Raw genomic sequence first — 26,624 nt, forward strand, 5'->3', positions numbered from 1 at the left:
GTTCCGGAGCCGCTCATGTCCATTGGTACCCCCCTTAGTAAAAACGCCACCCGCGTCATGCTGCTAGGCAGCGGCGAACTGGGCAAAGAAGTCATCATCGCCCTGCAACGCCTGGGTGTCGAAGTCATTGCCGTAGACCGTTATGCCAACGCCCCTGGTCACCAGGTCGCCCACCGTGCCCACGTCATCGACATGACCGATGCGGTGGCCTTGCGTCAGTTGGTTGAGCAGGAACGTCCACACCTGATCGTGCCCGAGATCGAAGCACTGAATACCGCAGTACTGGCCGATATCGAACAGCAAGGTCTTGCCACGGTGATCCCCACCGTCAAGGCAGTGCAGCTCACCATGAACCGTGAAGGTATCCGCCGCCTGGCCGCCGAGACGCTGGGACTGGCGACGTCACCGTATGCCTTTGCCGGCAGTCTGGCTGAATTGCAGGCTGCCATCGATGCTGGCATAGGCTATCCCTGTTTCATCAAGCCCACCATGTCATCGTCCGGCAAAGGCCAGTCGCGCATCACCAGCGCTGACGAGGTCGCCACTGCCTGGGACTATGCCGCCACTGGCGGCCGCGTCAATCAGGGCCGCGTGATCGTGGAAGGGCAGATCGATTTCGATTATGAGATCACCTTGCTCACGGTGCGTGCCCGTAACGCCGATGGCGTGATCGAAACCTGTTTCTGTGCGCCCATCGGCCACCGTCAGGTCAAGGGCGACTATGTGGAGAGCTGGCAACCGCAGCCCATGCTGCCACTGGCGCTTGAGCGTTCGCAGCATATCGCCAAGGCAGTCACGGATAGCCTGGGTGGCCTGGGCCTGTTCGGGGTGGAATTGTTCATCAAGGGCGAGGATGTCTGGTTCTCGGAAGTGAGCCCGCGTCCACACGATACCGGCATGGTCACCATGGCCAGCCAGCGCTTCAGTGAATTCGATCTGCATGCGCGTGCCATCCTCGGCCTGCCGGTGGATGTCGGTCTGCGTGACCCTGCAGCCAGTGCCGTCATCTATGGTGGCGCGGACAGCAAGCAACTGCGCTACGAGGGCATCGCCGCGGCACTGGCCGTGCCAGCCTCGGATATTCGCCTGTTCGGCAAGCCGGAGTCATTCGCACGTCGCCGCATGGGCGTAGCGCTGGCGACCGGCGCCGACATCGATCAGGCGCGCGAGCGCGCCACGCTGGCAGCCAGTCTGGTCAAACCCGTTAGCGATGATGCCTGATGCTGGATAAGGTCGGCGAGCCTGGCAGCAGTCAGGCTACTTTCCATACCCTGTTGGGCGGTACGGAAGTGGTGCGTCAGTTGGTGGAGGCCTTTTACGACATCATGGATGCGGATCCGCGTGCAGCTGGCGTACGTGCCATGCATCCGGCGGACCTCACCGGTTCACGTGAAAAGCTGTTCATGTTCCTGACCGGCTGGAGTGGTGGGCCACAACTCTATATCGAACGCTATGGCCATCCGTTCTTACGCAGACGTCATCTGCCGTTTTCGATAGGCGAATCCGAGCGCGACCAATGGATGTATTGCATGGTGAGTGCGATGCAGCGCATCGGGGTGGAAGAGGCGGTGATGCTGAAACTGGCCGAAGCCTTGTGGGGAGTGGCCGATTTCATGCGAAACCGGCCGGGTTGATAAGGCTGTTCATGCGCACTTTGATGCGCATGAACGCGCTAGCCCGCAACGATAAATGATAGAACGGGCAACAGACAACCTGTGCAACGGGCTTGCCATACAGCTTGCTGAATGCCAGGTAGTTCAGCCAGTTATTAACTAACGGGCCGCTCAGCTAACTAAAGGGGCCCATCAGCCAGCCAAGTCAGCTGCTAGCGAGTCAAGCCACCCAGTAGCGCAGCCAGTTCGCGTTTGGGCTTGCTGCTGCGTTGACGTGGTTCAGGTTGCGGCGCATCCGCAGCAGGCTGATACGGCTGATCGAACCAGGGGTCACTGCTGGGTTTGCGTGTGCTGCGTACCGGCGTACGACGCGGTTCTTCATCGCGTGAGCTTGAATCACGGCCTGTTGAACGTGCCGGACGTGCTGCCACCACGGGCTGAGCCTGTTCCTTGGTGATCTCGCGCTTGATCAGCTTCTCGATCTCCTTCAGATACTTCTCTTCCTCAGGCGACACCAGCGAGATGGCCGTGCCGGAAGCCCCGGCGCGGCCGGTTCTGCCGATACGGTGCACATAATCCTCAGGCGCACTGGGGATCTCGTAGTTGATCACCATGGGCAGTTGGTCGATATCCAGACCGCGTGCCGCCACATCGGTGGCGACCAGCACGGCGACCTTGCCCTGCTTGAACGCATCCAGAGCATCGATACGTTCTTTTTGGCTCTTGTCACCGTGGATCGCATCGGCACTGATGCCGTCACGCTGCAGCTGGCGCGCCAGCTTGCTGGCCGTGAGCTTGGTCTTGGTGAACACGATCACCTGCTTGGCATCGGCCCCTTGCAGCAGTTGCGACAGCAACAAATGCTTCTCGGCTTGCGCTACCAGATACACTTTTTGCGTCACATTCTCTGCCGTGGCATTGCTGCGCGCGACTTCAATGAGCTGCGGATTGGTCAGAAAATCTTCAGACAGTTTCTTGATATCGTTGGAGAAGGTGGCCGAGAACATCAGGTTCTGACGTTTTTTCGGCAGCAAGGCCAGAATGCGTTTCAGATCGGGCATAAAGCCCATATCCAGCATGCGGTCGGCTTCGTCCAGTACCAATATCTGTACTTGACCCAGCTGCAGCGTACGCTGCTCCACATGATCCAGCAGTCGGCCCGGTGTCGCTACCAGCACCTCGACACCCTTCATCAGGGATGGCGTCTGGGTGCGGATATCCACACCACCGAACACCACCAGAGAACGCAAGGGCGTGTGCTTGGCATAGGCCTTGACACTTTCTTCGACCTGGATCGCCAGTTCGCGGGTGGGGGTCAGGATCAGGGCACGGATAGGATGGCGCGCAGGCGAAGCACTGCTGCTCGCAAGCGGCAGCAGCTTCTGCAACACAGGTAACGCAAACGCGGCGGTCTTGCCGGTACCGGTTTGCGCGCCTGCCATCAGGTCGTGACCTGCCAGCACCACCGGGATGGCCTGCGCCTGTACCGGTGTGGGTTTGGTATAGCCGCTTTCAGTCAGCGCCTGTAACAGAGGCGCTGCCAGTCCGAGGCTGTCAAAACTACTGTGCTCGGCGCTGCTCATCATCAAGCGAAAGTACGTGGACGACGATTGCCACGGTCATTGTCGGTGCGCTTGGCAAAACGGTCACCATTGCCGTTACCGTTACCCTTGTTGGCGGGTTGGCGGTCAGCAAAGCTGCGCTTGGCATCTGGTTTGCCTGCATCGTGGCGAGGTGCGTCATGGCGTGGCTTGAAGCCTGGCTTGCCGCGTGGACCAGCCGGACGGTCGGTACGCGGTGCAGCACGCTTGGGTTCCATGCCGGGGATGACCGATGGCTCCAGGCGTTGGCCGGTGAACTGTTCGATCTTGCGAACCTGGTAACGGTCTGCATGCGAAGCGAACGAGATCGCCACGCCAGTGTTGTTGGCGCGACCGGTACGACCGATACGGTGTACATAGTCTTCCGCAAACTTGGGCAGATCGTAGTTGATGACATGGGTGATGCCGTGCACATCGATGCCGCGTGCCGCGACATCGGTGGCCACCAGGACCTTGACGTCGCCATGACGCAGCTTGGTCAGCGTGCGGTTGCGTGCGCCCTGGGTCATGTCGCCATGCAGTGCGGCGGTCTTGTGACCGGCCGCATACAGGTCTTCTGCGAGCAGGTCGGCATGACGCTTGGTAGAGGTGAACACGATAGCTTGATTGACTTCCGGGTCGATCAGCAGATGCTCAAGCAGTTTGTTCTTGTGCCCCATGTCGTCGACGAAGTGCAGACGTTGTTCGATATTGGCGTGCTTTTCCTTTTGTGCGGCAACCTGGATGGTCTTGGGGTTGCGCAGGATCTGGCGGGCGATGGTGCCGATGTTGCCGTCCAGCGTGGCCGAGAACAGCAGGGTTTGACGTTCTGCGGTCAGCTGGTTGCAGATGCGCTCTACATCGGGCATGAAACCCATGTCCAGCATGCGGTCGGCTTCATCCAGGATCAGCATTTGCAGACGCGACAGGTCGATACGGCCGCGTTCCATGTGGTCCAGCAGGCGGCCTGGTGTTGCCACCAGGATATCCAGCGGTTGCGAAAGCAGCTTGTTCTGCAGTGGGTAAGGCATGCCGCCTACGATGCTGACGCAACGGGCGCGGATGTGCTTGCCGTACTTGCGTGCGGCTTCGTTGACTTGAGCAGCCAGTTCACGCGTTGGCACCAGTACCAGAATACGTGGGCCACGGCTCTTGGAAGGGTGTAGGGTGGCCAGCAGGTTGAGGGCTGGCAGTGCAAAGGCGGCCGTCTTGCCGGTACCGGTCTGGGCCGAAGCCATCAGATCATGGCCCGCCATGATCTCCGGAATGGCTTGCGCCTGGATTGGGGTTGCGGTGGTGTAACCTGATTCCTCGACAGCGCGCAGGATGGATGGATGCAGGTTCAGTGAGGCAAAGGTGGTGCTAACTTGTTCAACAGACACAGAGATTCCCTAAAATGATAAAGCTATAAAGGGCGCAAGCAGACGCAGTCGCGTGATAGACACACGAAGCGCAGAATACTCATGGGGTTGAGTATGCAGATTTACCGGCGCACGGGCATAGCCACTAACCAGTAAAATGCACAAGAACTAATGCAAGAAAGCCAAAAACTGCAACAGGCTTAAGAAGGCTAGGGCGATGATTCATTGATGCATAGCCACAGGGGGCTATCACCAAATCAGGCTCGCAGTATACGCAGATGCCGCAGATTGTCAAAGCATTTGTCGAAATTGTAGAAGCACTTATGTGTTAGAATCGCGCCCTTTCAATGAACTGAAACTGCCACTCATGTCCCGCAATCTTCGCAATATCGCCATCATCGCCCACGTTGACCACGGCAAAACCACCATGGTGGACAAGCTGCTGCAACAGGCTGGCACCTTCGCCTCTCACCAGGCCGTCACCGAGCGTGTGATGGACTCCAACGATCTGGAAAGAGAACGCGGTATCACCATTCTGGCCAAGAACACGGCAGTGAATTTCGATGGTACCCACATCAATATCGTTGACACCCCAGGTCACGCGGACTTCGGTGGTGAAGTCGAACGCGTACTGGGCATGGTCGATGGTGTGCTGCTGCTGGTCGATGCGGTGGAAGGTCCGATGCCGCAAACGCGTTTCGTGACCAAGAAAGCACTGGCACTGGGCCTCAAGCCTATTGTGGTGATCAACAAGGTGGACCGTCCCGGTGCACGTACCGATTGGGTCATCAACCAGACCTTCGATCTGTTCGCCAACCTCGGTGCCACCGATGACCAGCTGGATTTCCCAGTGGTGTATGCCTCGGCATTGAACGGTTATGCCACGCTGGACATGAACAAGCCCTCCGAGACCATGCGTCCGCTGTTCGAAACGGTACTGAAACATGTAGAGCCACCGGTCGGTGACCCTGAAGCGCCTCTGCAGTTGCAATTGTCTGCGCTGGATTACTCCAGCTACACCGGCCGTCTGGGCGTAGGCCGTATCCGCAATGGCCGTATCAAGCCAGGCCAGGCTGTGGTGGTCATGCACGGTGAAAAGCAAGTCGCACAAGGCCGTATCAACCAAGTACTTGGCTTCCGTGGCCTGGAGCGTGTCGCAGTAGAACAAGCCGAAGCGGGTGATATCGTGATCATCTCCGGTATCGACGAGATCGGCATCGGCGTGACCATCGCAGACCGTGAAAATCCGGTCGGCCTGCCAGTGTTGGGCGTGGACGAACCCACTTTGACCATGGACTTCATGGTCAACACCTCGCCGCTGGCCGGCACCGAAGGCAAGTTCGTGACCAGCCGCCAGATCCGTGACCGCCTGACCAAAGAGCTGCTGACCAATGTGGCGCTGCGTGTCGAAGACACCGGCGATGCGGACGTGTTCCGTGTTTCCGGTCGTGGTGAGTTGCACCTGACTATCCTGCTGGAAAACATGCGCCGTGAAGGTTTCGAGATCGCTGTCGGCAAGCCGCGTGTGGTGTACCGCGAGATTGATGGCGAGCGTTGCGAGCCGTACGAGATCCTGACCGTGGACCTGGAAGATGACTGTCAGGGTGCCGCCATGGAAGAGCTGGGTCGCCGTCGTGGCGAGCTGCAGAACATGGAATCCGATGGTAACGGCCGTACCCGTCTGGAATACAAGATTCCGGCACGCGGACTGATCGGTTTCCAGAGCGAGTTCCTGACCATGACGCGCGGTACCGGTCTCATGGCCCATATCTTTGATGAATATGCACCGGTCAAGGCGGACATGCCTGGCCGTCGCAACGGCGTGCTGATCTCGTCCGAGCAGGGCGAGGCGGTGGCTTATGCGCTATGGAAGCTGCAGGACCGTGGCCGTATGTTCTCCGTGCCTGGCGACAAGTTGTACGAAGGCATGGTGATCGGCATCCATAGCCGTGACAACGATCTGATCGTCAACCCGATCAAGGGCAAGCAGTTAACCAACGTGCGAGCTTCGGGTACCGATGAAGCGGTGCGTCTGGTGCCAGCCGTACAGCTCACGCTGGAATCGGCCGTGGAGTTCATCGATGATGACGAGCTGGTCGAGATCACGCCCAAGAACATCCGTATCCGCAAGCGCTATCTGCTGGAACACGAGCGCAAGCGTGCGGCGAATGCCAAGCTGTAAGCGACAGCACCCGGCAGACTAATGAAAAACGGCCACTGATGTGGCCGTTTTTTTATGCCAGCAACAGGTGTTGTGCTGGCTGGCTGATATTGCATGGGTGGCAGGGTTTACTTGGGCAGGGCTTTCAGTGCCTTGTCGGTGATATCCACCCCTTTTTTGCCTACATAAGCGGCGGTGCCATACAGTACCAGATCGTAACCTTCCGCCTTGGCGATGCTTTCCACCGCCTTGTTGACGCGGTCCTGCAGCTTATTGCGTTCCTGCTCTTTGCGCAGTTCGAAATCTTCCGCCAGCTCGCGTTGTTTGCGGTTGTAATCCACCTTCTGATTGTTGAGTGCTTCGGTACGCTTGTCGAAGTCGGCTTTGGCCAGTTTGGCGCTTTCCTTGGTGAGCGCAGCTTCTTTGGCGTCGATCTCCTTCTTGAGCTTTTCGAGGGCTGCCTGGCGACCGGAGAATTCCTTGAGCAGCAGTTTGCCGCTTTCGTCTGCTTGTGGCGATTGCATGATCTTGACCAGCTGGATATAGCCTATCTTGGTCGCTGCATACGCTTGTGCACACAGCAGACAGCTGCCCAGCAGCATGGTTAATGTGAGCCATTTTTTCAATGTGATTCTCCTCCTTCGTTTTGCTAGCCAGTCCATGATAACCCAAACCTGGCTGCGTGGTCGCCGTCAGCTTGCCGCCCCGCCATGAAAAGTTTGCCCCGAGACACCCGCGCTGTCAGGGCCCAGCAGGTACAGATATAGAGGCAGCAAAGTGGATGCTGACGGCAGGGCTGCATGCTTTTCACCCGGATGGGAGCGCCTGCGTTGCGGTGATTGTACCGGGCCGGGGATCAGCGTGTTCAAGCGCAGTTGCGGCTGATTTTCCAGCTCTTGTGCCCACAACTGCCACATGAAGTGCGCAGCATGTTTGCTGACGGCGTGGCTACCCCAGTAGGCGCCTGGCGTTTCTGCAGCGCTGCTCGCGGTATATACCACACTGGCATCCTTGGCACCTTGCAGCAACGGCAGGCAGGCCTTGGTGAGTGCAAAGGGGGCGGTCAGATTGACGCGCAGCATCTGTTCCATGCCTTGCTGGGTTTCGCGCTGTAGCGGCGTGAGGGTGTCAAACTGCGCTGCATTGTGCAGGATGCCATCCAGACGCCCCAGTTGCTGATAAACGCCTTCGGCCAGGTTGAGGTGATCCTGCTCGGTCGCCTTGGCCAGATCCATGGGAAAGAGCAGGGGTTCTGCGTGCCCGGCCGCTACGATGTCGTCATAGACCGCTTCCAGCATGCGGGTCTTGCGGCCCAGCAGGATCACCGTGGCGCCATAGGCGGCACAATGTTTGGCAACTTCTGCACCCAGGCCCTGGCCTGCGCCAGTGATCAGGATGACGCGTTCAGCCAGCAAGCCGGCTAGTGGCTGGTAATGCGAGTAATCAAATGCCATGGGTTCAGTCTTGTTGCCTGCGTGTGAATCTGCCGAAATGCAGCATGATGGTCGGTAATATCAATAGATTAAGTATCGTGGAGGTGACCAGGCCGCCGACGATGATGGTGGCCATGGGGCCCTCGATCTCGCGGCCTGGCTGTCCGCTGCCAGCCGCCAGCGGTAGCAATCCCAGCGCGGTGACCAGTGCCGTCATCAGGATGGAAGGCAGGCGTTCGCTGGCGCCACGTATCGCCGTTTCCAGACCCCATACGCAGCCTTCATGGTCGACCAGGTGCTGAAAATGCGAGACCAGCATGATGGAGTTGCGCAACGTGATGCCGAACAGGGTGACAAAGCCGACCAGCGAGCCCAAGGATACCCAGCCGCCGGTCAACATCACCGCCAGTACGCCGCCTATCAGTGCGAACGGCAGGTTGGCGAAGGTCAGCAGCAGGTTACGCAGACGTCCGAACGCGATGTACAGCATCAGGAAAATGCCCGCCGCTGCAAAAATGGAATGCACGATCAGGTCTTCGCGGGCCTGTGATTGGGCTTCTGCTGCCCCGGTGAACTCCAGGTAGTTGCCTGGGCTGATGCGTACCTCCTGGTTGATGCGTTCGCGCAGGTCTTTGCTGAAGGCACTGAGGTCGCGCTCATGGATGTTGGCCGTCACGGTCTGGATGCGTTTGGCACCGGAATGCAGGATCTTGGAGCGGCCGTTCTCCTGACGGATGTCGGCGACATCCTGCAGACGCAGCAAGCGTCCGTCCGGCGTCAGCAAGGGCAGTTCTGCCACTTGCAGGATATGCTGGCGCGCTTCGGGCGCCAGCACCACGCTCACCCCGACGACCTTGTTGCCCTGATAGACCTGGGTGACTGGCACGCTTTGGTAAGCGACGCGTATGGTTTCCAGCACATCCACCGCTTGCAGTCCCCATTGCAGCAATTTTTCGTTGCGCAGGCGTATCACCAGCTGCGGACTACCCGGCGGCGACTGCACGGTCACATCGGTGGCACCTGGCACGCTGGCTAGGGCCGCCGCCACGGCTTGCGCATCACGGTCCAGTGCGTCCAGATTCAGGCCGTAGATGTTGATGACCACGGCGGCGGCATAACCGGAGATGGTTTCTTCGATACGCTCCGTCAGAAAGGTGTTGATGGCAAACGTGACGCCGGGAATGGGCGCGCGCTGGATTGTGCCGGGTGTGCTGCCGTCGGCGATGTTTTCAGCACTGGGTTCGCGCTCATCGCCATCATCATCCAGATCCTGGCCCGCCAGTGTTTCACGAATCTCTTCCAGAACGCGGCGTTGTTCTTCACCCGAAATGGGGCCCATTTCGATCTCGAATTCACTGTAATGGGTGCCAAAGGTGTCCGCCCCGTTCTCGGCACGACCTACCCACTGCACGATGGAACGTATGCCTTCGATCTTGCTGAGCATTTCTTGTATTTGCTTGCCTATGCGCAGCGATTCCTGCTCCGAAGTGCCCGGCACCGTGGTCATGTGCATGATGTAATGGCCTTCATGCAGGTTGGGGATGAACTGGCTTTTGAACAGGATCAGGATGCTCAAGCCTACAGCAATCAACACCACGGACAGGCCTATGGTAAGGCGGTAACGGTGTTCAATCCGGCGTAGCAGGGACACATAACGCTGCTTGATGCTGCGGATCACCGGCGAATCCTCGCTGTCCAGTCTGGCTTTGCCCAGCATCAGATAGCACAAGGCAGGCGTCAGTGTCAGTGCGACCACCAGCGAAGCCAGGATGGCGGCGATGTAGGCAAGACCGAGTGGCGTGAACAGCTTGCCAGCCACGCCCCCCAGTGTCAGCAGCGGCACGAACACCAGCGCCACGATGATGGTCGCATACACCACAGAGCTACGCACTTCCATGGAAGCGGTGTAGACCACCTGGAAGATACTGCGTGGGCTTTCCAGCAGACGGTTCTCGCGCAAGCGGCGGAAGATGTTCTCGGTGTCGATGATGGCGTCGTCCACCACTTCACCCAGTGCGATAGCCAGGCCACCCAACACCATGATATTCAAGCCGATATTGAAATGATGGAGGATCACGATCGCCGATAACAGGGACAGCGGGATGGCGGTGGCCGAGATGAAGGCGGTACGTGCGTTGAACAGGAACAGGAACAATACGGCGATGACCAGTATCGAGCCGATAATGATGTCGGTACGCACGCCTTCGATCGCGGTCTCGATGAAATTCGATGGCCGGAACAAGCCTTCGTGCAGTTTCACCTGTTCTGCTTCCAGCGATGGTTTCAGTGCCTGCAGGGATTTTTCGATGGCTTGGGTCACCGCATAGGTGTTGGCGCCTAGCTGACTCTGTATGGAGAGATAGATGCCGGATTTGCCGTCGATGGCAGCCGCACTGATGGACGGTGCCGCGCCTTCGACCACACGGCCCACATCCCCCAGGCGTATGGTCTGGCCATTACGCTGCAGTAGCGTGGTCTGTGCCAGCTGCTCCGGTGTGAGCGCCTGGCCCTCACTGTTGATGACGATGCGCTGGTTGCTGTTCTCGATATAGCCGTTGCCACGCACCCCGGTGGCTTTTGCGGCGGCATCCGTCACTTGCTGCAGTGACAAACCATAGTGCACCAGCTTGTCCGGTTCCACCTGTATCTGGTATTGCCGGACCTGGCCACCGAACACATTGACATCAGCGACGCCGGGAATGGCCAGCAGGTGCGGGCGTACCGTCCAGTCCACCAGGGTACGCAGTTCCATCAGGCTGCGTTTGTCTGAAGTCAAGCCTATGCCCAGCACCGTGCTGGCTGAGGAGGTGAGCGGGGTGATGTTGGGGGTGATGCCGCGTGGCAGGCGGTTGCTCAGCGTGGCCAGGCGTTCGGCGATGACCTGGCGGTTGCGGTACACATCGGTATCTTCATCGAAGATGATGGTCACAATGGACAGGCCGGGAATGGACTGCGAACGCATGCTGGCGATGCCCACGGTGCCTGCGATGCTGTTCTCGATGGGCTGCGTGACCAGTGATTCCACCAGTTCGGCGGACAGGCCCACCGACTCGCTCTGGATCACCACCTGGGTGGGCGAGAACTCCGGGAACACATCCAGATTGCTGCGACTCAGCGTGAAGATGCCATACAGCACCAGCAGGCTGGCGAGTGCGATGATCACGCCACTGAAGCGGATGGAGAAGCGGACCAGTGCCGACATCATGAGCGGCTAGCCTTTACCGCGTCTGCGTCGTCATGGCGCGACTGCAGGGGTATGGGCCGAGGCTGAAATGACAGGCTCATGTCAGTCTTCATTCTCGTTCTTGATCTGATATTTGAACTCTTCGGACAGCAGCAACTGCACGCCACTGGTGACCAGTCTGTCGCCTGCCTGCAGGCCATCGCTGACGAACCAGCCATCACTGGCCTGTGCATCGGTGTCGATCAGCACGCGCACGAAACGCTCGGCGCTCTCCTGCTTGTAGACCCAGGCCTTGCCGCCATACCAGACCACGGCGGTATGTGGCACGACAACACCGCTAAGCTGCGCATTCTGTTGCTGCATGCGCACGGTGACGCGCATACCGGCACGCAGCTCCTGCGCCGCCGTGCGGTAGTAATAGGTTTTGCCTGGCATGCCGGTGTCGATCACGGCGGCCGGGGAGACGAATTCAGCACTCAGGCTGCGGTTGGGTGCACTGGTCGGGCTGACGCTGATGGTGCTGCGCAGTTGTGGCGCAGGCGCTTCATAGGGCAGGGTGACCTGGATCAAGGCATCCTGATGTTCAAGCAGACGGCGTAAAAAGCTGTCCGGCGTGTCCTGAGTGGCCGCGCTGGCGAGACGTTCACCCCATTGCTGGCGCATGCTGTCGCGCAGATTCAGCGCAGTACGTTCAGCAGCCAGCTGGCGTGCCTGTTCACTCTTCAGCGCTGAACGTGCCAATGCCACAGCGCGTTCGGAGACATTGCGCTCATCCTGATTCAGCAATTTGAGGCGCTCATATTCCTGCGTACTGGTTTCCACCGCCGCCGCCTGCACGGCGGCTTCTGCCCTGGCTTCCAGATAACGTGTACGCAGTTCGAGCAGCGGTTGCAGATTGACCACGATGCCCAGGCTGTTGAGCGTGGTCAAATGGCTGCTGCTCTGGATGCTGCTGGTCGCGATACCGCTCTGCTGCTGGGTCAGTGCGTTCAGGGTCACGATGGTGGCGCCATTGTCGGTGCTGACCAAGTTAGGGGTTTCTATCTCTTCTTCAGTCTCGCCTATCATCGCGTTGTATTCATCCTGGCCGTAGAAGATCAGCATCCAGAACAGGATGATGATCAGCAAGGCCTGCAGCGCCACGATGGCGGTGGTTCTTTTTGTGGTGATGGTGTTTGTGCTCATTGCCCGGGCTCCTGCCGCGTCGATGCATCATTGCGCTGTGCCTGTGGCGGTGTGCCCGATTTTGATGGGGCAGAGGCCGCTGTCAGGTCGTTTCCAATATCGCTGCGCGGGCCAATATCGCTGCGCGGCTTCGTATCGCTGCGCAGTCCGGGTGGCACGCTGGAGTCGCTGTGCAAGGGCCGTTGCAGCACCTGTTCCAGTTCCAGTGTGGCGCGTTGTAACTGTTCTGCGGCCAGCAGCTTGTTCTCGCGGCTTTGCAGGCGATTGAGGTCGGCTTCGGCCAGTTGCAGGCGGTCGATGAGTCCGCGTTCGAACTGGCGCTGCAGTTGGGAGAAATGCTGGTCTTCGGCCTGATACAGACGTTCGGCCTGCGCCAGAAAATCAAGCGCAGCGCCATAGTTGGCGCGACTTCTGGCAAGGTTGGCCAGTACGCCCGCTTGCAATACATCGAATTGTGCTGCTTCGGTCTCGCGCAAGGCGCGTGCTTCGGCGATCAGCCCCTGATTCTTGTTGGCGATATTGAGCAGGCTGGCGATGCCAAGTTGCCACAAGCGATCACCCTGGTCGAACATATAGCCCGGTGACAGCGAGAAATCCGGGTATTGGCGTGCGATCTCCAGCCGCAGACCGGCCTCGGCCGCACTGTAGCGCGCCAGAGCAGCGCGGATATCCAGCCGGTTGAGCAACGCGGCCTGCTGCAATGCAGCGCTATCCAGTGGCGGAGCCTGTTGCATGCGTTCAGGCTCCCAGTCACGCAGGGGAAGCCGCTCCAGTGTCGTCTCGCTAAGTCCGCTACTGTAAGCAAGCGCGGCCTTGCGGGCGGGCAGTTTCGCTTGTTCGATGCCCAGCAGTTGCTGACCTCGCAACAGTTCCAGTTTGACGCGATTGAGTTCGCTGCTGCCCAGCATGCCCAGTTCAAAGCGTTTCTGCAGCATGTCGGCTTGCGCCTGTTGCACCGCCACACGTTGCTGATAGTAAGCGATGCGTTGCAGTGTCATCTGATAATCCAGCCAATGGCTGGCAACACGGCTATACACTTGCCAGGCGGCCTGGGCGATCTCGATGCGCCTGGCTTCTGAAAGAGCGATCGCGCGTGCTGTGCGCGCTTCGATCTTGCCTGCCGTGATGATGGGGATCTCCAGCGACAAACCGAAGGTCCAGGGGGACTCGCCGGACTGGGCTTCCCGGTTGTTCTCGATCTCTGCACCCAGTTTTGGGTTGGGCCGCTGGCGCGCCGTGATCTCGGCGGCCACCGCAGCCTGCCACTGCGCGCGCGCCAGTTGCAGATCCGGGTGGAAATACAGTGCAGTGAGGCCGAGTTCAACCAACCCCCATTGCTGCAACGGTAGCGATTGATAGCCGTAACTGCTCAGGTAGGCCTGGAACTCCTGGCTGAACGGGTCAGCAGACTGCAGTCTGGTAGCACGGTCTTCGGCTTGCAGGGGCTTGGGCTGGTAGGTTTGCAGGCCGCAGCTGGCGAGCAGCAGCGCAGCCAGTGCATAGCCCAAGTAGCGTGTGCGGTGACTTAGGCCATGCATGATGCGTTGGGCGGCCTTAGCCTGCGATACTGGCCTGGACTGAACTTAGCGCATCGCGCAACGTCTCTTCGGTAAGCGTGTTGATGCTGGCAGCCAGCAGCTCTGCGGCTTCCATGCTGCCTTTGGGCAGGTCATGGCTGTCCAGTTCAGCGACCAGGCCGGCAGCAGCGCCAGTGACCTTGAGTAGGGCGTGGCGTTCTTTCATCAGCAGTTCGAGTTCTGCACGCAGCATGTTGACTTCTTCGGGATTGATCGTGCTGTGCATGATGACTTTCTGTAAAAACTTTAAATGTAGTTGGTCGTGCGGTTTGACCCAGCATCTTGCTATCGGGATGGGGGTGCTGTCAATTGCCATCAGCCGTGTATGCAACTTGCGTAGAACTGCAGCAGCAAACTAAGGTGGATGACAGTTTAAGCACGTTCAGCCATTTTCGACACCGTCAGAACTAGGCTATAATCGACGACTGTTTACGGATTGTACGTAGAGGGCTGGCGAAATTTCTGCCAGTATCACCGACAACTAGATGGCGAAAGTGGCGGAATTGGTAGACGCACTGGATTTAGGTTCCAGCGCCGCAAGGCGTGAGAGTTCGAGTCTCTCCTTTCGCACCAGATTATTAAGAGTTTAAGGATCTCAGCATGTCAGCAACTGTTGAAACCATCAGCAATCTTCAGCGCCGCATTACGGTTTCCGTACCATTGCAGCCCATACAGGAAGAAATGGCACAGCGCATCAGCCGCCTGGCCCGCACCGTCAAATTGTCCGGCTTCCGTCCGGGCAAGGTGCCGCTCAAGCTGGTGCAGCAGCAATATGGCGCGCAAGTGCGCGACGAGGTGCTGAGCAATACGGTCGAAAAGACCTTCACCGATGCCGTCAACGAGAACAAGCTGCGTGTGGCCGGTTTTCCGGATATCGAACACAAGCCGTTCGCTGAAACCGAGGGCGAGTTCCAGTATGTGGCGACGTTTGAAGTGTTTCCGGAAGTCGTTGTTGGCGACCTGAGCAAGATCAAGATCGAGCGTGCTGTGGTGGAACTGACCGACGCCGATGTGCAGAAGACCATCGACGTGCTGGTCAAGCAGCGTGCCACCTTCGAGCCAGTCAAGCGTGCCAGCAAGAAGGGTGACCGTATCAACATCAGTCTGACCACCACCATCGCCGGTGAAGTGGTTGAAACCAGTGGGCCGGAAGGCATCAATCTGGTGGTGGGTGAAGATGGCCGTGTGGAAGAGTTCGAGGCACAACTGACCGGTAACAAGCCAGGCAGCAGCAAGACTTTCGAGATCACCTATCCGGAAGATCACAACCCGCCACAACTGGCCGGCAAGACCGTCAGTTACGAGGTGACCTTCAACACCGTAGCGCAGCCTGTGCTGCCGCCGGTGGATGAAGAATTCGCACGCTCACTCGGTGTGGCCGACGGTGATGTCGAGAAGATGCGTGGCGAGATCCGCGACAGCCTGATGCAGGAAGTCGACAAGCGCGTACGTGGTGGTGTCAAGGAACAAGTGTTCCAGGCCCTGCTGGACAACGTGGAAGTGGAGCTGCCTAACGCGTTGATCGCCGTCGAGGTGAACCGCCTGATGGAGATGGCCAAGCAGAATCTGCAGCAACGTGGTGTGGATGTCAGCACCGTGAATCTGGATCCGGCCGTGTTCGAAGAGCAAGCCAAGCGCAACACCAAGCTGCGCCTGATCCTGTCCGAGCTGGTCAGCACGCATTCCCTGCATGCTACTGCCGAGCAGGTGCGCGCCATGGTCGATCAGTTCGGCCAAAGTTTTGAGCAGCCGGAAGAAGTGGTGCGCTGGTACTACGCCGACGTGAAGCGTCTGGACGAGCCTGCGGCCCTGGCGACCGAAGAGAATGTGGTGGCCTGGGTGCTGGCAACGGCCAAGGTCTCCGATAAAAAGACCAAGTTCGATGCATTGATGGGAAGGGATTAAGTCATGGATGCAAGGCAGTGGGAACCGCAAAGCCTGGGATTGATTCCCATGGTGGTCGAGCAGAGCGGTCGTGGTGAGCGTTCTTATGACATCTACTCACGCCTGCTCAAAGAGCGCGTCATTTTTCTGGTAGGCCCGGTCAATGACATGACCGCCAACCTGGTGGTGGCGCAGCTGTTGTTCCTCGAAGCCGAGAATCCGGACAAGGACATCTCCCTGTATATCAACTCGCCGGGTGGTTCGGTCACGGCCGGCATGGCGATCTACGACACCATGCAGTTCATCAAGCCGGATGTCAGCACCTTGTGCACCGGCCAGGCCGCCAGTATGGGCGCTTTGCTGTTGACCGCTGGCGCCAAGGGCAAGCGCTTCGTGCTGCCCAACTCGCGCGTCATGATCCATCAACCGCTGGGTGGTTTCCAGGGCCAGGCATCGGACATCGAGATCCATGCCCGCGAGATCCTCTACCTGCGTGAAAAACTCAATCAGATCATGGCGAACCACACAGGTCAGCCTATCGATGTGATCGCCAATGACACTGACCGCGACAACTTCATGAGCGCGGAGCAGGCAGCCAGTTATGGTTTGGTAGACAAGGTGATTGCCAGCCGTGCTGATGCTAGCTAAGATGAAATCGTATTTAAACTGGAACCTGAAATGACCACTGCTGCCAGCGGAGACAAACTGCTTTATTGCTCGTTCTGCGGCAAAAGCCAGCACGAGGTCAGGAAACTGATTGCAGGGCCTTCGGTATTCATCTGTGATGAATGCGTAGACCTGTGCAACGACATCATCCGTGAAGAAGTGCAGGGCGCTGAAGGCGGCAAAGGTCGCAATGCCGGCCTGCCTTCCCCCAAAGAGATCTGCGATACGCTGGACCAGTACGTGATCGGCCAGATGTCCGCCAAGAAAAGTCTGGCGGTCGCCGTCTACAACCACTACAAGCGTCTGGAACAAAGCACCGAAAAAGACGATGTCGAAATCGCCAAGAGCAACATCCTGCTGATCGGCCCGACCGGTTCCGGCAAGACCTTGCTGGCACAAACGCTGGCACGTGTGCTGGATGTGCCGTTCGTGATCGCCGACGCCACCACGCTGACCGAAGCTGGCTATGTTGGTGAAGATGTCGAGAACATCATGCAGAAACTGCTGCAGAAGTGTGATTACGATATCGAGAAAGCACAGCGCGGCATCGTCTATATCGATGAGATCGACAAGATCACACGCAAGTCCGAGAACCCCTCCATCACGCGTGACGTGTCGGGTGAGGGCGTGCAGCAGGCCTTGCTCAAGCTGATCGAAGGCACTATCGCTTCCGTGCCGCCACAAGGTGGTCGCAAGCACCCCAACCAGGAGTTCGTGCAGCTCGATACCACCAATATCCTGTTCATTTGCGGTGGCGCATTCGATGGTCTGGACAAGATCATCCAGCGTCGTTCGCAAAAGGGCGGCATCGGTTTCGGTGCCGAAGTGAAGAGCAAGGAAGACGCACGTGCCATCGGTGAAGTGCTGCGCGATGTCGAGCCTGAAGATCTGATCAAGTTCGGTCTGATCCCGGAATTCGTCGGCCGTCTGCCTGCGGTGGCTACACTGGAATCGCTGGACGAAGCCGCCCTGATGACCATCCTGGTCGAACCCAGGAACGCGCTCACCAAGCAATATATGAAGCTGTTCCGCATGGAAGGCGTGGATCTGGAGTTCCGTGAATCGGCATTGCTGCTTATCGCCACCAAGGCGCTGGAACGCAAGACCGGTGCGCGCGGCCTGCGTTCCATCCTGGAACATGCCCTGCTCGACATCATGTTCGATCTGCCGTCGATGACCAACCTCAACAAGGTGGTGGTCGATGAGGGCGTCGTGCGTGGTGACACACCTCCTATCCTGATCTATTCCGAGCAGCCCCGCGTTGCCGAATCGGCCAGTTAAGTACTACCCATCTGCCCAGCCCTTGAACTGCCGACAGGTGCCCCCAGCTATTTGCTGTAGGCACCTGTCCACTAGCCATTATTGAGGTCTTTCATGTCAGAGCAAACACTGCCCAGTTTCACCCCAGATAGCGGACTGCTGCCTTTGCTGCCGCTGCGCGACGTGGTGGTCTACCCGCACCTGGTCGTGCCCCTGTTCGTGGGACGCAGCAAATCCGTACGTGCCCTGGAGATCGCCTCCGAAGGCGACAAGCAGATCCTGCTGGTCGCACAGAAGTCACCCAACAAGGAAGACCCGGACGCCAGCGACCTGCATGAGGTCGGTACCATCGCCACCGTGCTGCAGATGCTCAAGCTGCCTGACGGTACGGTGAAGGTGCTGGTCGAAGGCGTGCATCGCGCCAAGGTGCTGGAGTTCGTCGATACCGAAGATTGCTTCGCGGCACGTTCCGAAAAGATCGAGGCCGAAGACGACAGCGATAACGAGACCCAGGCGCTGATGCGCACGGTGTTCACGCAGTTCGACCAGTACGTCAAACTCAATAAGAAGATCCCGCCTGAAGTGCTGACCTCGCTGGCCAGTATCGACGACGCCGGTCGTCTGGCCGATACCATCACGGCGCATCTGACCCTGAAGCTCGAAGAGAAGCAGTCCATCCTGGAGATGTTCAGCGTGGCCAAGCGCATCGAGCATCTGCTAAGCCTGCTGGAAGCCGAGATCGATATCCTGCAGGTGGAAAAACGTATCCGTGGCCGCGTGAAGCGCCAGATGGAAAAGAGTCAGCGCGAGTATTACCTCAACGAACAGGTCAAGGCCATCCAGAAGGAGCTCGGCGAGCAGGACGAGAACGCCGAGATGGAAGAGCTGGAAGCGCGCATCAAATCGGCCCGCATGCCCAAAGACGCGCTGGCCAAGGTGCAATCCGAATTCAAGAAGCTGCGTCTGATGTCGCCCATGTCGGCCGAGGCGTCAGTGGTGCGTAACTACATCGACACGCTGGTCGGCTTGCCCTGGAAGAAAAAGACCAAGATCAGTGCCAACCTGCTCAAGGCTGAAGAGATCCTGGATGCCGACCACTATGGCCTGGAAAAGGTCAAGGAACGCATCGTTGAGTACCTCGCCGTGCAGCAGCGCGTGGATAAGTTGAAAGCACCTATCCTGTGCCTGGTCGGCCCACCTGGTGTGGGCAAGACCTCGCTGGGGCAGAGTATCGCCAAGGCTGTGAACCGCAAGTTCGTACGCATGGCGCTGGGCGGCGTGCGCGATGAATCCGAGATCCGTGGTCACCGCCGTACCTATATCGGCTCCATGCCGGGCAAAGTGCTGCAAAGCATGAGCAAGGTCGCGGTCAAGAACCCGCTGTTCCTGCTGGATGAAGTGGACAAGCTGGGCCAGGATTTCCGCGGTGACCCTTCGTCTGCCTTGCTGGAAGTGCTGGACCCGGAACAGAACCACACCTTCGTCGACCATTATGTCGAAGTCGAGTATGACCTGTCTGATGTGATGTTCGTAGCCACTGCCAACTCGCTCAATATCCCGGCGCCCTTGCTGGACCGTATGGAGATCATCCGTCTGGCCGGGTATACCGAAGACGAGAAGGTCAATATCGCCATGCGCTATCTGTTGCCCAAGCAGCTCAAGACGCATGGCCTCAAGCAGGAAGAGATCAGCGTATCCGAGGCGGCGGTGCGTGATGTGGTGCGCTACTACACGCGCGAAGCCGGGGTGCGTAGCCTGGACCGCGAAATTTCCAAGATCTGCCGCAAGGTGGTCAAGGAGTTGCTGACCAACAAGGCCAAGGCGGGTGCCAAGGCGGCGCGCAAGATCAGTGTCACGCCGCGCAATCTGGAAAAGTATCTGGGTGTGCAACGCTATGACTTCGGTATCGCAGCCAAGGATAACCAGGTAGGGCAGGTCACTGGCCTGGCCTGGACCGAGGTGGGTGGCGAGCTGCTGACCATAGAAGCGACCTTGATGACGGGTAAGGGCAATATCATCCGCACCGGCCAGCTGGGCGATGTGATGAAGGAGTCGATCGAAGCGGCACGTACCGTGGTGCGCAGCCGAGCCAAGCGGCTGGGTATCTCGGAAGATTTCCACGAGAAGAACGACATCCATATCCACTTGCCGGAAGGCGCCACTCCCAAGGACGGCCCGAGTGCAGGCATCGCGATCACCACGGCGCTGGTGTCGGTGCTGACCAATATTCCGGTGCGTGCGGATGTGGCCATGACCGGTGAGATCACGCTGCGTGGTGAAGTGTTGCCTATCGGCGGTCTTAAGGAAAAATTGCTGGCGGCCCACCGTGGTGGCATCAAGACCGTGCTGATCCCGTCACAGAACGTGAAGGATCTGGTCGAGATTCCCGACAACATCAAGAACTTCCTCGACATCCATCCGGTAAAGTGGATTGATGACGTGCTGAGCCTGGCGCTGGAGCGCCCGCCTGTTGCCATCGAAGCAGGAGAGGTGGTCGAAGTGGAGGCTGTCGATGCAGAAACCAGTGTGCCGGTGGTGATCACCAAGCATCAACGCAGGCTCGCCTGTTAAGTCCTTGACACCGGCTTTTCAGGCTTGTTATAAAGCGGGTGCAGGTGACTGCCTGACATCAACGTACATCGAAAGGGGATTTCGCATGAACAAGTCTGAACTGATTGATCAAATCGCCGCAGCTGCCGGCATATCAAAAGCGGCGGCGGGACGCTCACTGGACGCCACCACACTGGCCATCACCAAATCCTTGAAAAAGGGTGATCTGGTGACCTTGGTCGGCTTCGGTACGTTCTATGTTGGTACGCGCGCTGCACGTAGTGGCCGCAATCCGCGTACCGGTGCTTCGATCAGCATCAAGGCCGCAAATTCTCCTAAATTTAGGGCTGGCAAATCGCTAAAGGATGCTGTAAACTAGCGTTCTTTCGTAGGACGAGCGGGTGCTTAGCTCAGTTGGTAGAGCGTCGCCCTTACAAGGCGAATGTCGGCGGTTCGACCCCGTCAGCACCCACCAAAAACTACGAAATGTGACAACAGCTGAGCTGTTAAAATAATAAAAACTGGAGTGGTAGTTCAGTTGGTTAGAATACCGGCCTGTCACGCCGGGGGTCGCGGGTTCGAGCCCCGTCCACTCCGCCAAATGCAAGTACAAAAAACCATGTTAGCGATAACATGGTTTTTTTGTTTTTATGCCCGGTAACTTCCTTACAGGTGAACAGATGGCCAAGTTCCATGTCATCGTACCCGCAGCCGGTGTCGGTGCCCGCATGGCATCCGCCGTGCCCAAACAATACCTGCCTTTACTCGGCAAACCGGTGCTGGCACATGCCATCGCCGCCTGCCTGCAACATCCGCGCATCAGCAGTGTCACGGTTGTGCTGGATGCGAATGACGCATACTGGCCTTCAGCCGGTATTCCCCCTGCAGACAAGCTGCGTGTGCTCTATTCTGGTGGTGCCACGCGCGCTGATACGGTCTGTAACGGCTTGCTGGCTTTGGATGCCGAGTTGCATGCACAAGACTGGGTTTTGGTACACGACGCAGCCAGGCCAGGGCTGACCATTACGCTGCTTGACCGCCTGCTGGATAGTCTGCAAGATGATGTGGTGGGTGGTTTGCTGGCCATACCAGTCGCTGATACCTTGAAGCGAGCCGACGTGGCTCAGCGTGTGCTGAACACCGAACCCAGGGAACACTTGTGGCAGGCACAGACGCCGCAGATGTTCCGCTACGCCATTCTGAGGCAGGCATTGGCTGCAGCACGCCTCAATGGCACGCCGACGGACGAGGCGCAGGCTGTGGAGGCGCTAGGCTATAGTCCCAAGCTGGTGGCGGGCGAGTTGCGCAACTTGAAGATCACCTACCCGCAGGATCTGCCACTGGCAGCGGCGATACTGCAAGCCGACCAGCAAGCATAAGCCTGTGAACACGGGCAACCAGGAGGAGCGAACATGATACGGGTCGGACACGGATTCGACGTGCACCAGCTGGTGGCAGGCCGTCCCTGCATCATCGGCGGTGTCAACATCCCCTATGAAAAAGGCCTGGATGGCCATTCGGATGCAGACGTGTTGCTGCACGCTATTTGCGATGCCTTGCTGGGTGCTGCGGCGCATGGCGATATCGGCAAGCACTTCCCCAACACCGACGAGCGTTACCGCGGCATCGATTCACGCCAGTTGCTGCGCCACGTGGTGAACCTGCTCAAGCATAAACGCTATTCCATTGTGAACATCGACGCCACCGTGATCGCAGAAGCACCCAAGATGGCGGCGCATATCGCGCAGATGTGTGCCAATATCGCACAGGATTGCAACCTGATGCCGGATGCGGTCAATGTCAAAGCCACCACCACTGAAAAGTTGGGTTTTACCGGCAGGGGTGAGGGTATCGCGGCAGAAGCCGTGTGCCTGATCCAGTGTTTCCACCTTTAGTTGTTATTCATTGTTTTAATGTTGGCTGGTACTGCATCCGCATGATTTGCAATCTGAGAGGAGAGCAGCATGAAGCATGTCGTTACGCGCGGTGGTTCGCTGGTCAAGATCGCCAAACGCTACAAGGTCAGCCTCAACGCGCTGCTGGCCGCCAACCCGGTCTATAAAGCCAATCCCGACCTGATCAAGGTCGGTGATGAGGTCATCATCCCGCCAGCGGCGGAAACAATACCGTCTACCCCAGATACCGCGAACGAAAAACCTAACACAGGCCGCGCTGAAACCGTTCCTGAGGCGGGCAGTGGCGATCCGTTCCGGGTCGGGCACGGTCAGCTCACCTTCGATGCCGAAGGCCAGGAAACCCCAGGGCCGTATTTCAGTCGCTCACCGCATGTGCCAGGCCCCAGCTCCGGCGTGACCATAGGCCGTGGTTATGATCTCAAACATCGTTCCACGCAGGGCGTGGCAGCTGACCTGCATCACGCAGCTATCGCCCCTGCTGCGATCAGTGCCTTGACGGGATGCTGCGGACTGCAAGGCGTGCGCGCCAGGCAGTATCTCGAAGCGCAGGGCCTGCTTGCGCTGACCATCACCCCGGCACAACAAAAAGCCTTGTTCATGCTGGTCTACGCGGAGCTGGAAGGGGATGTGATGCGCATCTGCAACAAGGCCGATGTGGTGGACAAGTTCGGTGCGGTGCACTGGCGACAGTTGTCTGCCAAATTGCGGGATGTGGTGGTGGATCTGCGTTACCGAGGGGATTACACGCCGGCCACACGTGAGTATGTACAGCCCTTGGTGGTAGCCAACGATATGGCCGGAATGGCCAGGCTGATGGCGGATCATCGCATCTGGATGCAACGGTTCACCGTGCCTAGAGACCGCTTTCTGCGGCGCAGGGATTATCTGGCCGACTAGGCTGGCGCTCAGGTTTTTAGCGCTTAGGTTTTAGTACTCAGGCCTTAAGCAATACGATGACGGCGCCGCTGCCGCCATCTTCGCGCCGCGCCTGTGCATAGGCGATCACTTCATCCTTCTGCATCAACCAGTTACGCACTTTGTGCTTCAGGATGGGCTCGCGGTTACGCGAACCCAGGCCTTTGCCATGCACGATGCGCACACAACGGATGCCACGTTTTTTGCAATCGGCCAGAAAACTGGCCACATACAGACGTGCTTCATCGGCGACCAGGCCATGCAGGTCGATGGCCGCCTGCACCACCCAATGGCCACGGCGCAACTTGCTCAAGATGTCGGGCGCATGACCATTGCGCAGGTAAAGCAGCTCTTCACCGTTTTCCAGTTCGTGCGCGGGGATGTAATGGTCGCTGAGCGAATCAAGCAGGGCCTGACGCTCGTCACGGATGAACTGATGTGGCACCGGCTTGGGCCGCGCCGGTGGGTGGTGCAGTCGGCGCGGCGCGTTCAACGGGCGTGCATCCTTGACGGCTGCACGGAACAGCGCATGCGCGTCATCGTCCTGTTCTGGCCCGGCCATGGGCGATCAAGCGCTCAGCTCAGCTGAGCCAGATAGCGCTCGGCATCCAGCGCCGCCATACAGCCGGTGCCCGCGCTGGTCACCGCCTGACGGTAGATGTGGTCCTGGACATCGCCGGCAGCGAACACGCCGGGCACGCTGGTCGCCGTGAAGTTGCCTTCACGACCTGCCTGGGTGACGATGTAGCCCCCCTCCATGTCCAGCTGGCCCTCGAAGATGTCGGTGTTGGGCTTGTGGCCGATAGCGATGAACACACCTTTTAGCGCGATATCGCGGCTTTCTCCGCTCTGCACATTCTTGACGCGCATGCCGGTCACACCGGTGTCGTCGCCCAGCACCTCGTCCAGTGTGGAATACAGCTCCAGCACGATCTTGCCTTCGTTCACGCGCTCCATCACCTTGTCGATGAGGATGGCTTCTGCCTTGAATTTGTCACGTCTGTGCACCAGCGTGACCTTGCTGGCGATGTTGGACAGATACAGTGCTTCCTCGACAGCGGTGTTACCGCCACCGATCACGGCGACCTCCTGATTGCGATAGAAGAAACCATCGCAGGTGGCGCAGGCGGATACACCCTTGCCCGCAAACAGCTCTTCGGAGGGCAGGCCCAGATACTTGGCGGACGCACCGGTCGCGATGATGAGCGCATCGCAGGTGTATTCACCCGAATCGCCCACCAGGCGAATCGGTTTTTCATTCAGATGGGTGGTGTGGATATGATCGAAGATCATCTCGGTATTGAAGCGCTCCGCATGACGCTGGAAGCGTGCCATCAGCTCCGGCCCCATCACGCCCTCCGCATCGGCTGGCCAGTTATCCACTTCGGTGGTGGTCATCAGCTGACCGCCCTGGGCGATGCCGGTGATCAGCACCGGTTTGAGGTTGGCGCGGGCAGCGTAGACAGCGGCGGAATAGCCTGCCGGGCCGGAGCCCAGGATCAACAGGCGAGCGTGTTTTGCGGACATACCTTGATTACTCCAATGATTGAATTGCCTAGATGTGGACTCTGTCTGCGATTTCAAGTCGGCTGGCTTGCAGTCGCTTGCCTGAAACAGGCAGGCGCCCATCAAAATAGTAGTTTACCGCCATGTGGCTAGACTGAATGCGCAGATCGGCTGTTTATGGCGACAAACAGACGGCTTGTTCACTTTTCCAGCAGGCTGCGCAGCATCCAGGCAGTCTTTTCATGCAACTGCAAACGCTGCGTGAGCAGGTCGGCCGTGGCTTCATCCGCGGCTTTTTCGGCCGCCGGGAACACCGATCGTGCGGTACGCACCACGGCTTTGTGACCAGCCACCAGTTCGCGTATCATGTCTTCGGCCTTGGGCACGCTTTCACTCTCCTTGATCGAGGCCAGCTTGACGAAGTCGCGGTAAGTGCCCGGTGCATAGAAATCCAGCGAACGGATACGTTCGGCCACCAGGTCAACCGCCAGTGCCAATTCGGTGTACTGGGCTTCGAACATCAGATGCAGGGTGTTGAACATGGGCCCGGTCACGTTCCAGTGGAAGTAATGGGTCTTCAGGTACAGCGTGTAGGTGTCAGCCAGCAGATGGGATAACCCTTCTGCGATCTTCTTGCGGTCTTTTTCGTTGATACCGATATCCATAAAAGCCTCCTTGGTTGATGGTGAAGTTGACGAGATTGATGCAGGTATATTGCAAGAGGGCGAGTCATCAGCTGCGTTATATCCTGACGGTTAGCCAGGTCCAGCTTTCGCCCGTGTCTATTGAGTGACAAGCGCTGTCAGTGACAGTTCGTTTAATGTTCCGCTGGCAACCCCAGTCCGCGGATGCCGCTCAGCTTGGCGTCCAGGATGGCCTGACGGACTAGCTCGACCGCTTGCGGACGCGGGAAACTCTTGCGCCAGGCCAGCGCCATGCGCCTGACCGGTACCGGTTCAGCGAAGGATTTGAACACCAGCATGCGGTTCTCTTCACGCGTGGGGATGCAGGCCGTGCTGGGCAGGATGGTGATGCCGGCACCGGAGGCCACCATGTAGCGTATGGTTTCCAGCGAGCTGCCTTCCAGCGTCTGCTGCATACCGTTGGCGGTCTGACTGACCCCCAGTTGCGGGCACATCTTGAGTACCTGGTCACGAAAGCAATGCCCGGCACCCAGCAGCAGGACCGTCTCGTCACTGAGCGATTCCGCTTCTATACTGCTGCGCTTGCCCCATTCGTGGTCTGCCGGCAGCGCGATCTGGAAGGGTTCGTCGTACAAGGCTTGTGTGACCACGCCGGGCTCGGTGAAAGGCAGCGAGATGATGATCAGATCCAGCTTGCCGCGTTTGAGTTGCTCGCGCAGGTCGGCGGTGTAGCTTTCCTGGATGATGAGCTGCATATTGGGTGCACGTTGGCGCAGCAGGGGCAGGATCTGCGGCAACAGATACGGGCCGGCAGTGTAGATGGCGCCCAGCCGCAGCGGATGCCCGAGTGGATCGCCGCTCTGCTGGGCGATGGCTTTGATGCCTGCGGCCTCTTCCAGGATGCGTCCCGCCTGTGCCACGATGAGCTCGCCCACTGCAGTCAGGGTGATTTCGCTGGAACCACGCTCGAAGATGGCGATGCCCAGCTCTTCTTCCAGTTTCTTGATACCCACACTGAGTGTGGGCTGGCTCACGAAACAGGCTTCTGCAGCGCGGCCAAAATGGCGCTCGCGCGCCACGGCCACCACATAGCGCAGCTCGGTCAAGGTCATCGTTATAGCCTATGCTGAATCACAATGTGATAGATTTTACGCGGCTTTTGTCTCATCACGACAGTCTGTTGATGCTG

At 58.6% G+C, this 26,624-nt stretch carries 23 protein-coding genes and 3 tRNA genes; 14 read left to right on the plus strand and 12 right to left on the minus strand.

Annotation, left to right across the window (positions count from 1 at the left end; genetic code table 11):
* Positions 1–15 precede the first annotated feature (15 nt).
* Together purT and ED236_RS00105 are read left to right on the plus strand one after the other, a co-directional pair.
* A complete protein-coding gene (purT, locus tag ED236_RS00100) occupies positions 16–1,221 on the plus strand; it encodes a formate-dependent phosphoribosylglycinamide formyltransferase (protein WP_123235928.1) in 1,206 nt (401 codons plus the stop codon).
* Positions 1,221–1,634 carry a group II truncated hemoglobin gene (locus tag ED236_RS00105; protein ID WP_123235929.1) on the plus strand — a complete coding sequence of 138 codons (414 nt, stop codon included), beginning with the start codon at positions 1,221–1,223 and terminating at the stop codon, positions 1,632–1,634. The genes purT and ED236_RS00105 overlap by 1 nt, the downstream gene beginning before the upstream one ends.
* A gap of 191 nt (positions 1,635–1,825) precedes the next feature.
* On the opposite strand, the gene ED236_RS00110 is transcribed toward ED236_RS00105, so the two are convergent.
* Together ED236_RS00110 and ED236_RS00115 are read right to left on the minus strand one after the other, a co-directional pair.
* On the minus strand, positions 1,826–3,199 hold the full coding sequence (locus ED236_RS00110) for a DEAD/DEAH box helicase (RefSeq protein ID WP_240032013.1): 1,374 nt from the start codon (positions 3,197–3,199) through the stop codon (positions 1,826–1,828).
* Complete coding sequence (locus tag ED236_RS00115; protein ID WP_123235930.1) at positions 3,199–4,575, minus strand: DEAD/DEAH box helicase; 1,377 nt, start codon at positions 4,573–4,575, stop codon at positions 3,199–3,201. Before ED236_RS00115 ends, ED236_RS00110 begins: the two co-directional genes overlap by 1 nt.
* 346 nt (positions 4,576–4,921) lie before the next feature.
* Between ED236_RS00115 and typA the strand changes: the two genes are divergently transcribed.
* Positions 4,922–6,736: a translational GTPase TypA gene (gene typA, locus ED236_RS00120; protein WP_123235931.1), complete on the plus strand. Its 1,815-nt coding sequence runs from the start codon at positions 4,922–4,924 to the stop codon at positions 6,734–6,736.
* Positions 6,737–6,843: 107 nt separating this feature from the next.
* Here the strand turns inward: typA and ED236_RS00125 are convergent, their stop codons facing one another.
* The 6 genes from ED236_RS00125 to ED236_RS00150 form a co-directional block, all read right to left on the minus strand.
* Positions 6,844–7,341, minus strand: coding sequence for an OmpH/Skp family outer membrane protein (locus ED236_RS00125; RefSeq protein ID WP_240031970.1), 498 nt, complete (start codon positions 7,339–7,341; stop codon positions 6,844–6,846).
* 66 nt (positions 7,342–7,407) lie between these two features.
* Positions 7,408–8,169: an SDR family NAD(P)-dependent oxidoreductase gene (locus tag ED236_RS00130; protein ID WP_123235933.1), complete on the minus strand. Its 762-nt coding sequence runs from the start codon at positions 8,167–8,169 to the stop codon at positions 7,408–7,410.
* 4 nt (positions 8,170–8,173) lie between these two features.
* Complete coding sequence (locus ED236_RS00135) at positions 8,174–11,353, minus strand: efflux RND transporter permease subunit (RefSeq protein ID WP_123235934.1); 3,180 nt, start codon at positions 11,351–11,353, stop codon at positions 8,174–8,176.
* 81 nt (positions 11,354–11,434) lie between these two features.
* Entirely contained in the window at positions 11,435–12,517 is a 1,083-nt protein-coding gene (locus ED236_RS00140; protein WP_123235935.1) for an efflux RND transporter periplasmic adaptor subunit, read from the minus strand.
* A complete protein-coding gene (locus ED236_RS00145) occupies positions 12,514–14,055 on the minus strand; it encodes a TolC family protein (RefSeq protein ID WP_123235936.1) in 1,542 nt (513 codons plus the stop codon). Before ED236_RS00145 ends, ED236_RS00140 begins: the two co-directional genes overlap by 4 nt.
* 16 nt (positions 14,056–14,071) lie before the next feature.
* Entirely contained in the window at positions 14,072–14,320 is a 249-nt protein-coding gene (locus tag ED236_RS00150; protein WP_123235937.1) for a hypothetical protein, read from the minus strand.
* Positions 14,321–14,582: 262 nt separating this feature from the next.
* Between ED236_RS00150 and ED236_RS00155 the strand changes: the two genes are divergently transcribed.
* The 11 genes from ED236_RS00155 to ED236_RS00205 all read left to right on the plus strand — a co-directional run bounded on the left by ED236_RS00155 (position 14,583) and on the right by ED236_RS00205 (position 23,267).
* A tRNA-Leu gene (locus ED236_RS00155) sits at positions 14,583–14,667 on the plus strand.
* 27 nt (positions 14,668–14,694) lie between these two features.
* A complete protein-coding gene (tig, locus tag ED236_RS00160; RefSeq protein ID WP_123235938.1) occupies positions 14,695–15,999 on the plus strand; it encodes a trigger factor in 1,305 nt (434 codons plus the stop codon).
* 3 nt (positions 16,000–16,002) lie between these two features.
* Complete coding sequence (clpP, locus tag ED236_RS00165; protein WP_123235939.1) at positions 16,003–16,626, plus strand: ATP-dependent Clp endopeptidase proteolytic subunit ClpP; 624 nt, start codon at positions 16,003–16,005, stop codon at positions 16,624–16,626.
* Positions 16,627–16,656: 30 nt separating this feature from the next.
* A complete protein-coding gene (gene clpX / locus ED236_RS00170; RefSeq protein WP_123235940.1) occupies positions 16,657–17,925 on the plus strand; it encodes an ATP-dependent Clp protease ATP-binding subunit ClpX in 1,269 nt (422 codons plus the stop codon).
* A 93-nt stretch (positions 17,926–18,018) separates the two neighbouring features.
* Positions 18,019–20,475 carry an endopeptidase La gene (gene lon, locus ED236_RS00175; RefSeq protein ID WP_123235941.1) on the plus strand — a complete coding sequence of 819 codons (2,457 nt, stop codon included), beginning with the start codon at positions 18,019–18,021 and terminating at the stop codon, positions 20,473–20,475.
* An 85-nt stretch (positions 20,476–20,560) separates the two neighbouring features.
* Positions 20,561–20,833 (plus strand): HU family DNA-binding protein, encoded by a 273-nt coding sequence (locus ED236_RS00180; protein WP_123235942.1) that lies wholly within the window; start codon positions 20,561–20,563, stop codon positions 20,831–20,833.
* A gap of 20 nt (positions 20,834–20,853) precedes the next feature.
* Positions 20,854–20,929 (plus strand) — tRNA-Val (locus tag ED236_RS00185).
* Between the two features lie 48 nt (positions 20,930–20,977).
* Positions 20,978–21,054: transfer RNA gene (locus tag ED236_RS00190), tRNA-Asp, on the plus strand.
* A gap of 80 nt (positions 21,055–21,134) precedes the next feature.
* Positions 21,135–21,833, plus strand: a complete 699-nt coding sequence (gene ispD, locus ED236_RS00195) for a 2-C-methyl-D-erythritol 4-phosphate cytidylyltransferase (RefSeq protein ID WP_123235943.1) — start codon at positions 21,135–21,137, stop codon at positions 21,831–21,833.
* A 33-nt stretch (positions 21,834–21,866) separates the two neighbouring features.
* The gene (gene ispF / locus ED236_RS00200; protein WP_123235944.1) at positions 21,867–22,349 is read left to right on the plus strand and encodes a 2-C-methyl-D-erythritol 2,4-cyclodiphosphate synthase; all 483 of its coding nucleotides are present in this window, start codon (positions 21,867–21,869) and stop codon (positions 22,347–22,349) included.
* Positions 22,350–22,418: 69 nt separating this feature from the next.
* On the plus strand, positions 22,419–23,267 hold the full coding sequence (locus ED236_RS00205; RefSeq protein WP_123235945.1) for a LysM peptidoglycan-binding domain-containing protein: 849 nt from the start codon (positions 22,419–22,421) through the stop codon (positions 23,265–23,267).
* Positions 23,268–23,304: 37 nt separating this feature from the next.
* Here the strand turns inward: ED236_RS00205 and ED236_RS00210 are convergent, their stop codons facing one another.
* The 4 genes from ED236_RS00210 to ED236_RS00225 all read right to left on the minus strand — a co-directional run bounded on the left by ED236_RS00210 (position 23,305) and on the right by ED236_RS00225 (position 26,547).
* The gene (locus ED236_RS00210; protein WP_123235946.1) at positions 23,305–23,847 is read right to left on the minus strand and encodes a Smr/MutS family protein; all 543 of its coding nucleotides are present in this window, start codon (positions 23,845–23,847) and stop codon (positions 23,305–23,307) included.
* Positions 23,848–23,861: 14 nt separating this feature from the next.
* Positions 23,862–24,812, minus strand: coding sequence for a thioredoxin-disulfide reductase (gene trxB / locus ED236_RS00215; RefSeq protein ID WP_123235947.1), 951 nt, complete (start codon positions 24,810–24,812; stop codon positions 23,862–23,864).
* Between the two features lie 179 nt (positions 24,813–24,991).
* Positions 24,992–25,456 carry a Dps family protein gene (locus ED236_RS00220; RefSeq protein ID WP_123235948.1) on the minus strand — a complete coding sequence of 155 codons (465 nt, stop codon included), beginning with the start codon at positions 25,454–25,456 and terminating at the stop codon, positions 24,992–24,994.
* A 152-nt stretch (positions 25,457–25,608) separates the two neighbouring features.
* Entirely contained in the window at positions 25,609–26,547 is a 939-nt protein-coding gene (locus ED236_RS00225) for a LysR substrate-binding domain-containing protein (protein ID WP_123235949.1), read from the minus strand.
* Positions 26,548–26,624: the final 77 nt, after the last annotated feature.

This window comes from Pseudomethylobacillus aquaticus (genome assembly GCF_003730115.1).
Classification (GTDB): Bacteria; Pseudomonadota; Gammaproteobacteria; order Burkholderiales; family Methylophilaceae; genus Pseudomethylobacillus; species Pseudomethylobacillus aquaticus.

Bases quoted from the DNA above. Each gene is read 5' to 3' on its own strand.
- purT (WP_123235928.1), top strand. From the start codon at position 16: ATGTCCATTGGTACCCCCCTTAGTAAAAACGCCACCCGCGTCATGCTG.
- ED236_RS00105 (WP_123235929.1), top strand. From the start codon at position 1,221: ATGCTGGATAAGGTCGGCGAGCCTGGCAGCAGTCAGGCTACTTTCCAT.
- ED236_RS00110 (WP_240032013.1), bottom strand. From the start codon at position 3,199: ATGATGAGCAGCGCCGAGCACAGTAGTTTTGACAGCCTCGGACTGGCA.
- typA (WP_123235931.1), top strand. From the start codon at position 4,922: ATGTCCCGCAATCTTCGCAATATCGCCATCATCGCCCACGTTGACCAC.
- ED236_RS00130 (WP_123235933.1), bottom strand. From the start codon at position 8,169: ATGGCATTTGATTACTCGCATTACCAGCCACTAGCCGGCTTGCTGGCT.
- ED236_RS00135 (WP_123235934.1), bottom strand. From the start codon at position 11,353: ATGATGTCGGCACTGGTCCGCTTCTCCATCCGCTTCAGTGGCGTGATC.
- ED236_RS00140 (WP_123235935.1), bottom strand. From the start codon at position 12,517: ATGAGCACAAACACCATCACCACAAAAAGAACCACCGCCATCGTGGCG.
- ED236_RS00145 (WP_123235936.1), bottom strand. From the start codon at position 14,055: ATGCATGGCCTAAGTCACCGCACACGCTACTTGGGCTATGCACTGGCT.
- ED236_RS00150 (WP_123235937.1), bottom strand. From the start codon at position 14,320: ATGCACAGCACGATCAATCCCGAAGAAGTCAACATGCTGCGTGCAGAA.
- tig (WP_123235938.1), top strand. From the start codon at position 14,695: ATGTCAGCAACTGTTGAAACCATCAGCAATCTTCAGCGCCGCATTACG.
- clpP (WP_123235939.1), top strand. From the start codon at position 16,003: ATGGATGCAAGGCAGTGGGAACCGCAAAGCCTGGGATTGATTCCCATG.
- clpX (WP_123235940.1), top strand. From the start codon at position 16,657: ATGACCACTGCTGCCAGCGGAGACAAACTGCTTTATTGCTCGTTCTGC.
- lon (WP_123235941.1), top strand. From the start codon at position 18,019: ATGTCAGAGCAAACACTGCCCAGTTTCACCCCAGATAGCGGACTGCTG.
- ED236_RS00180 (WP_123235942.1), top strand. From the start codon at position 20,561: ATGAACAAGTCTGAACTGATTGATCAAATCGCCGCAGCTGCCGGCATA.
- ispD (WP_123235943.1), top strand. From the start codon at position 21,135: ATGGCCAAGTTCCATGTCATCGTACCCGCAGCCGGTGTCGGTGCCCGC.
- ispF (WP_123235944.1), top strand. From the start codon at position 21,867: ATGATACGGGTCGGACACGGATTCGACGTGCACCAGCTGGTGGCAGGC.
- ED236_RS00205 (WP_123235945.1), top strand. From the start codon at position 22,419: ATGAAGCATGTCGTTACGCGCGGTGGTTCGCTGGTCAAGATCGCCAAA.
- ED236_RS00210 (WP_123235946.1), bottom strand. From the start codon at position 23,847: ATGGCCGGGCCAGAACAGGACGATGACGCGCATGCGCTGTTCCGTGCA.
- trxB (WP_123235947.1), bottom strand. From the start codon at position 24,812: ATGTCCGCAAAACACGCTCGCCTGTTGATCCTGGGCTCCGGCCCGGCA.
- ED236_RS00220 (WP_123235948.1), bottom strand. From the start codon at position 25,456: ATGGATATCGGTATCAACGAAAAAGACCGCAAGAAGATCGCAGAAGGG.
- ED236_RS00225 (WP_123235949.1), bottom strand. From the start codon at position 26,547: ATGACCTTGACCGAGCTGCGCTATGTGGTGGCCGTGGCGCGCGAGCGC.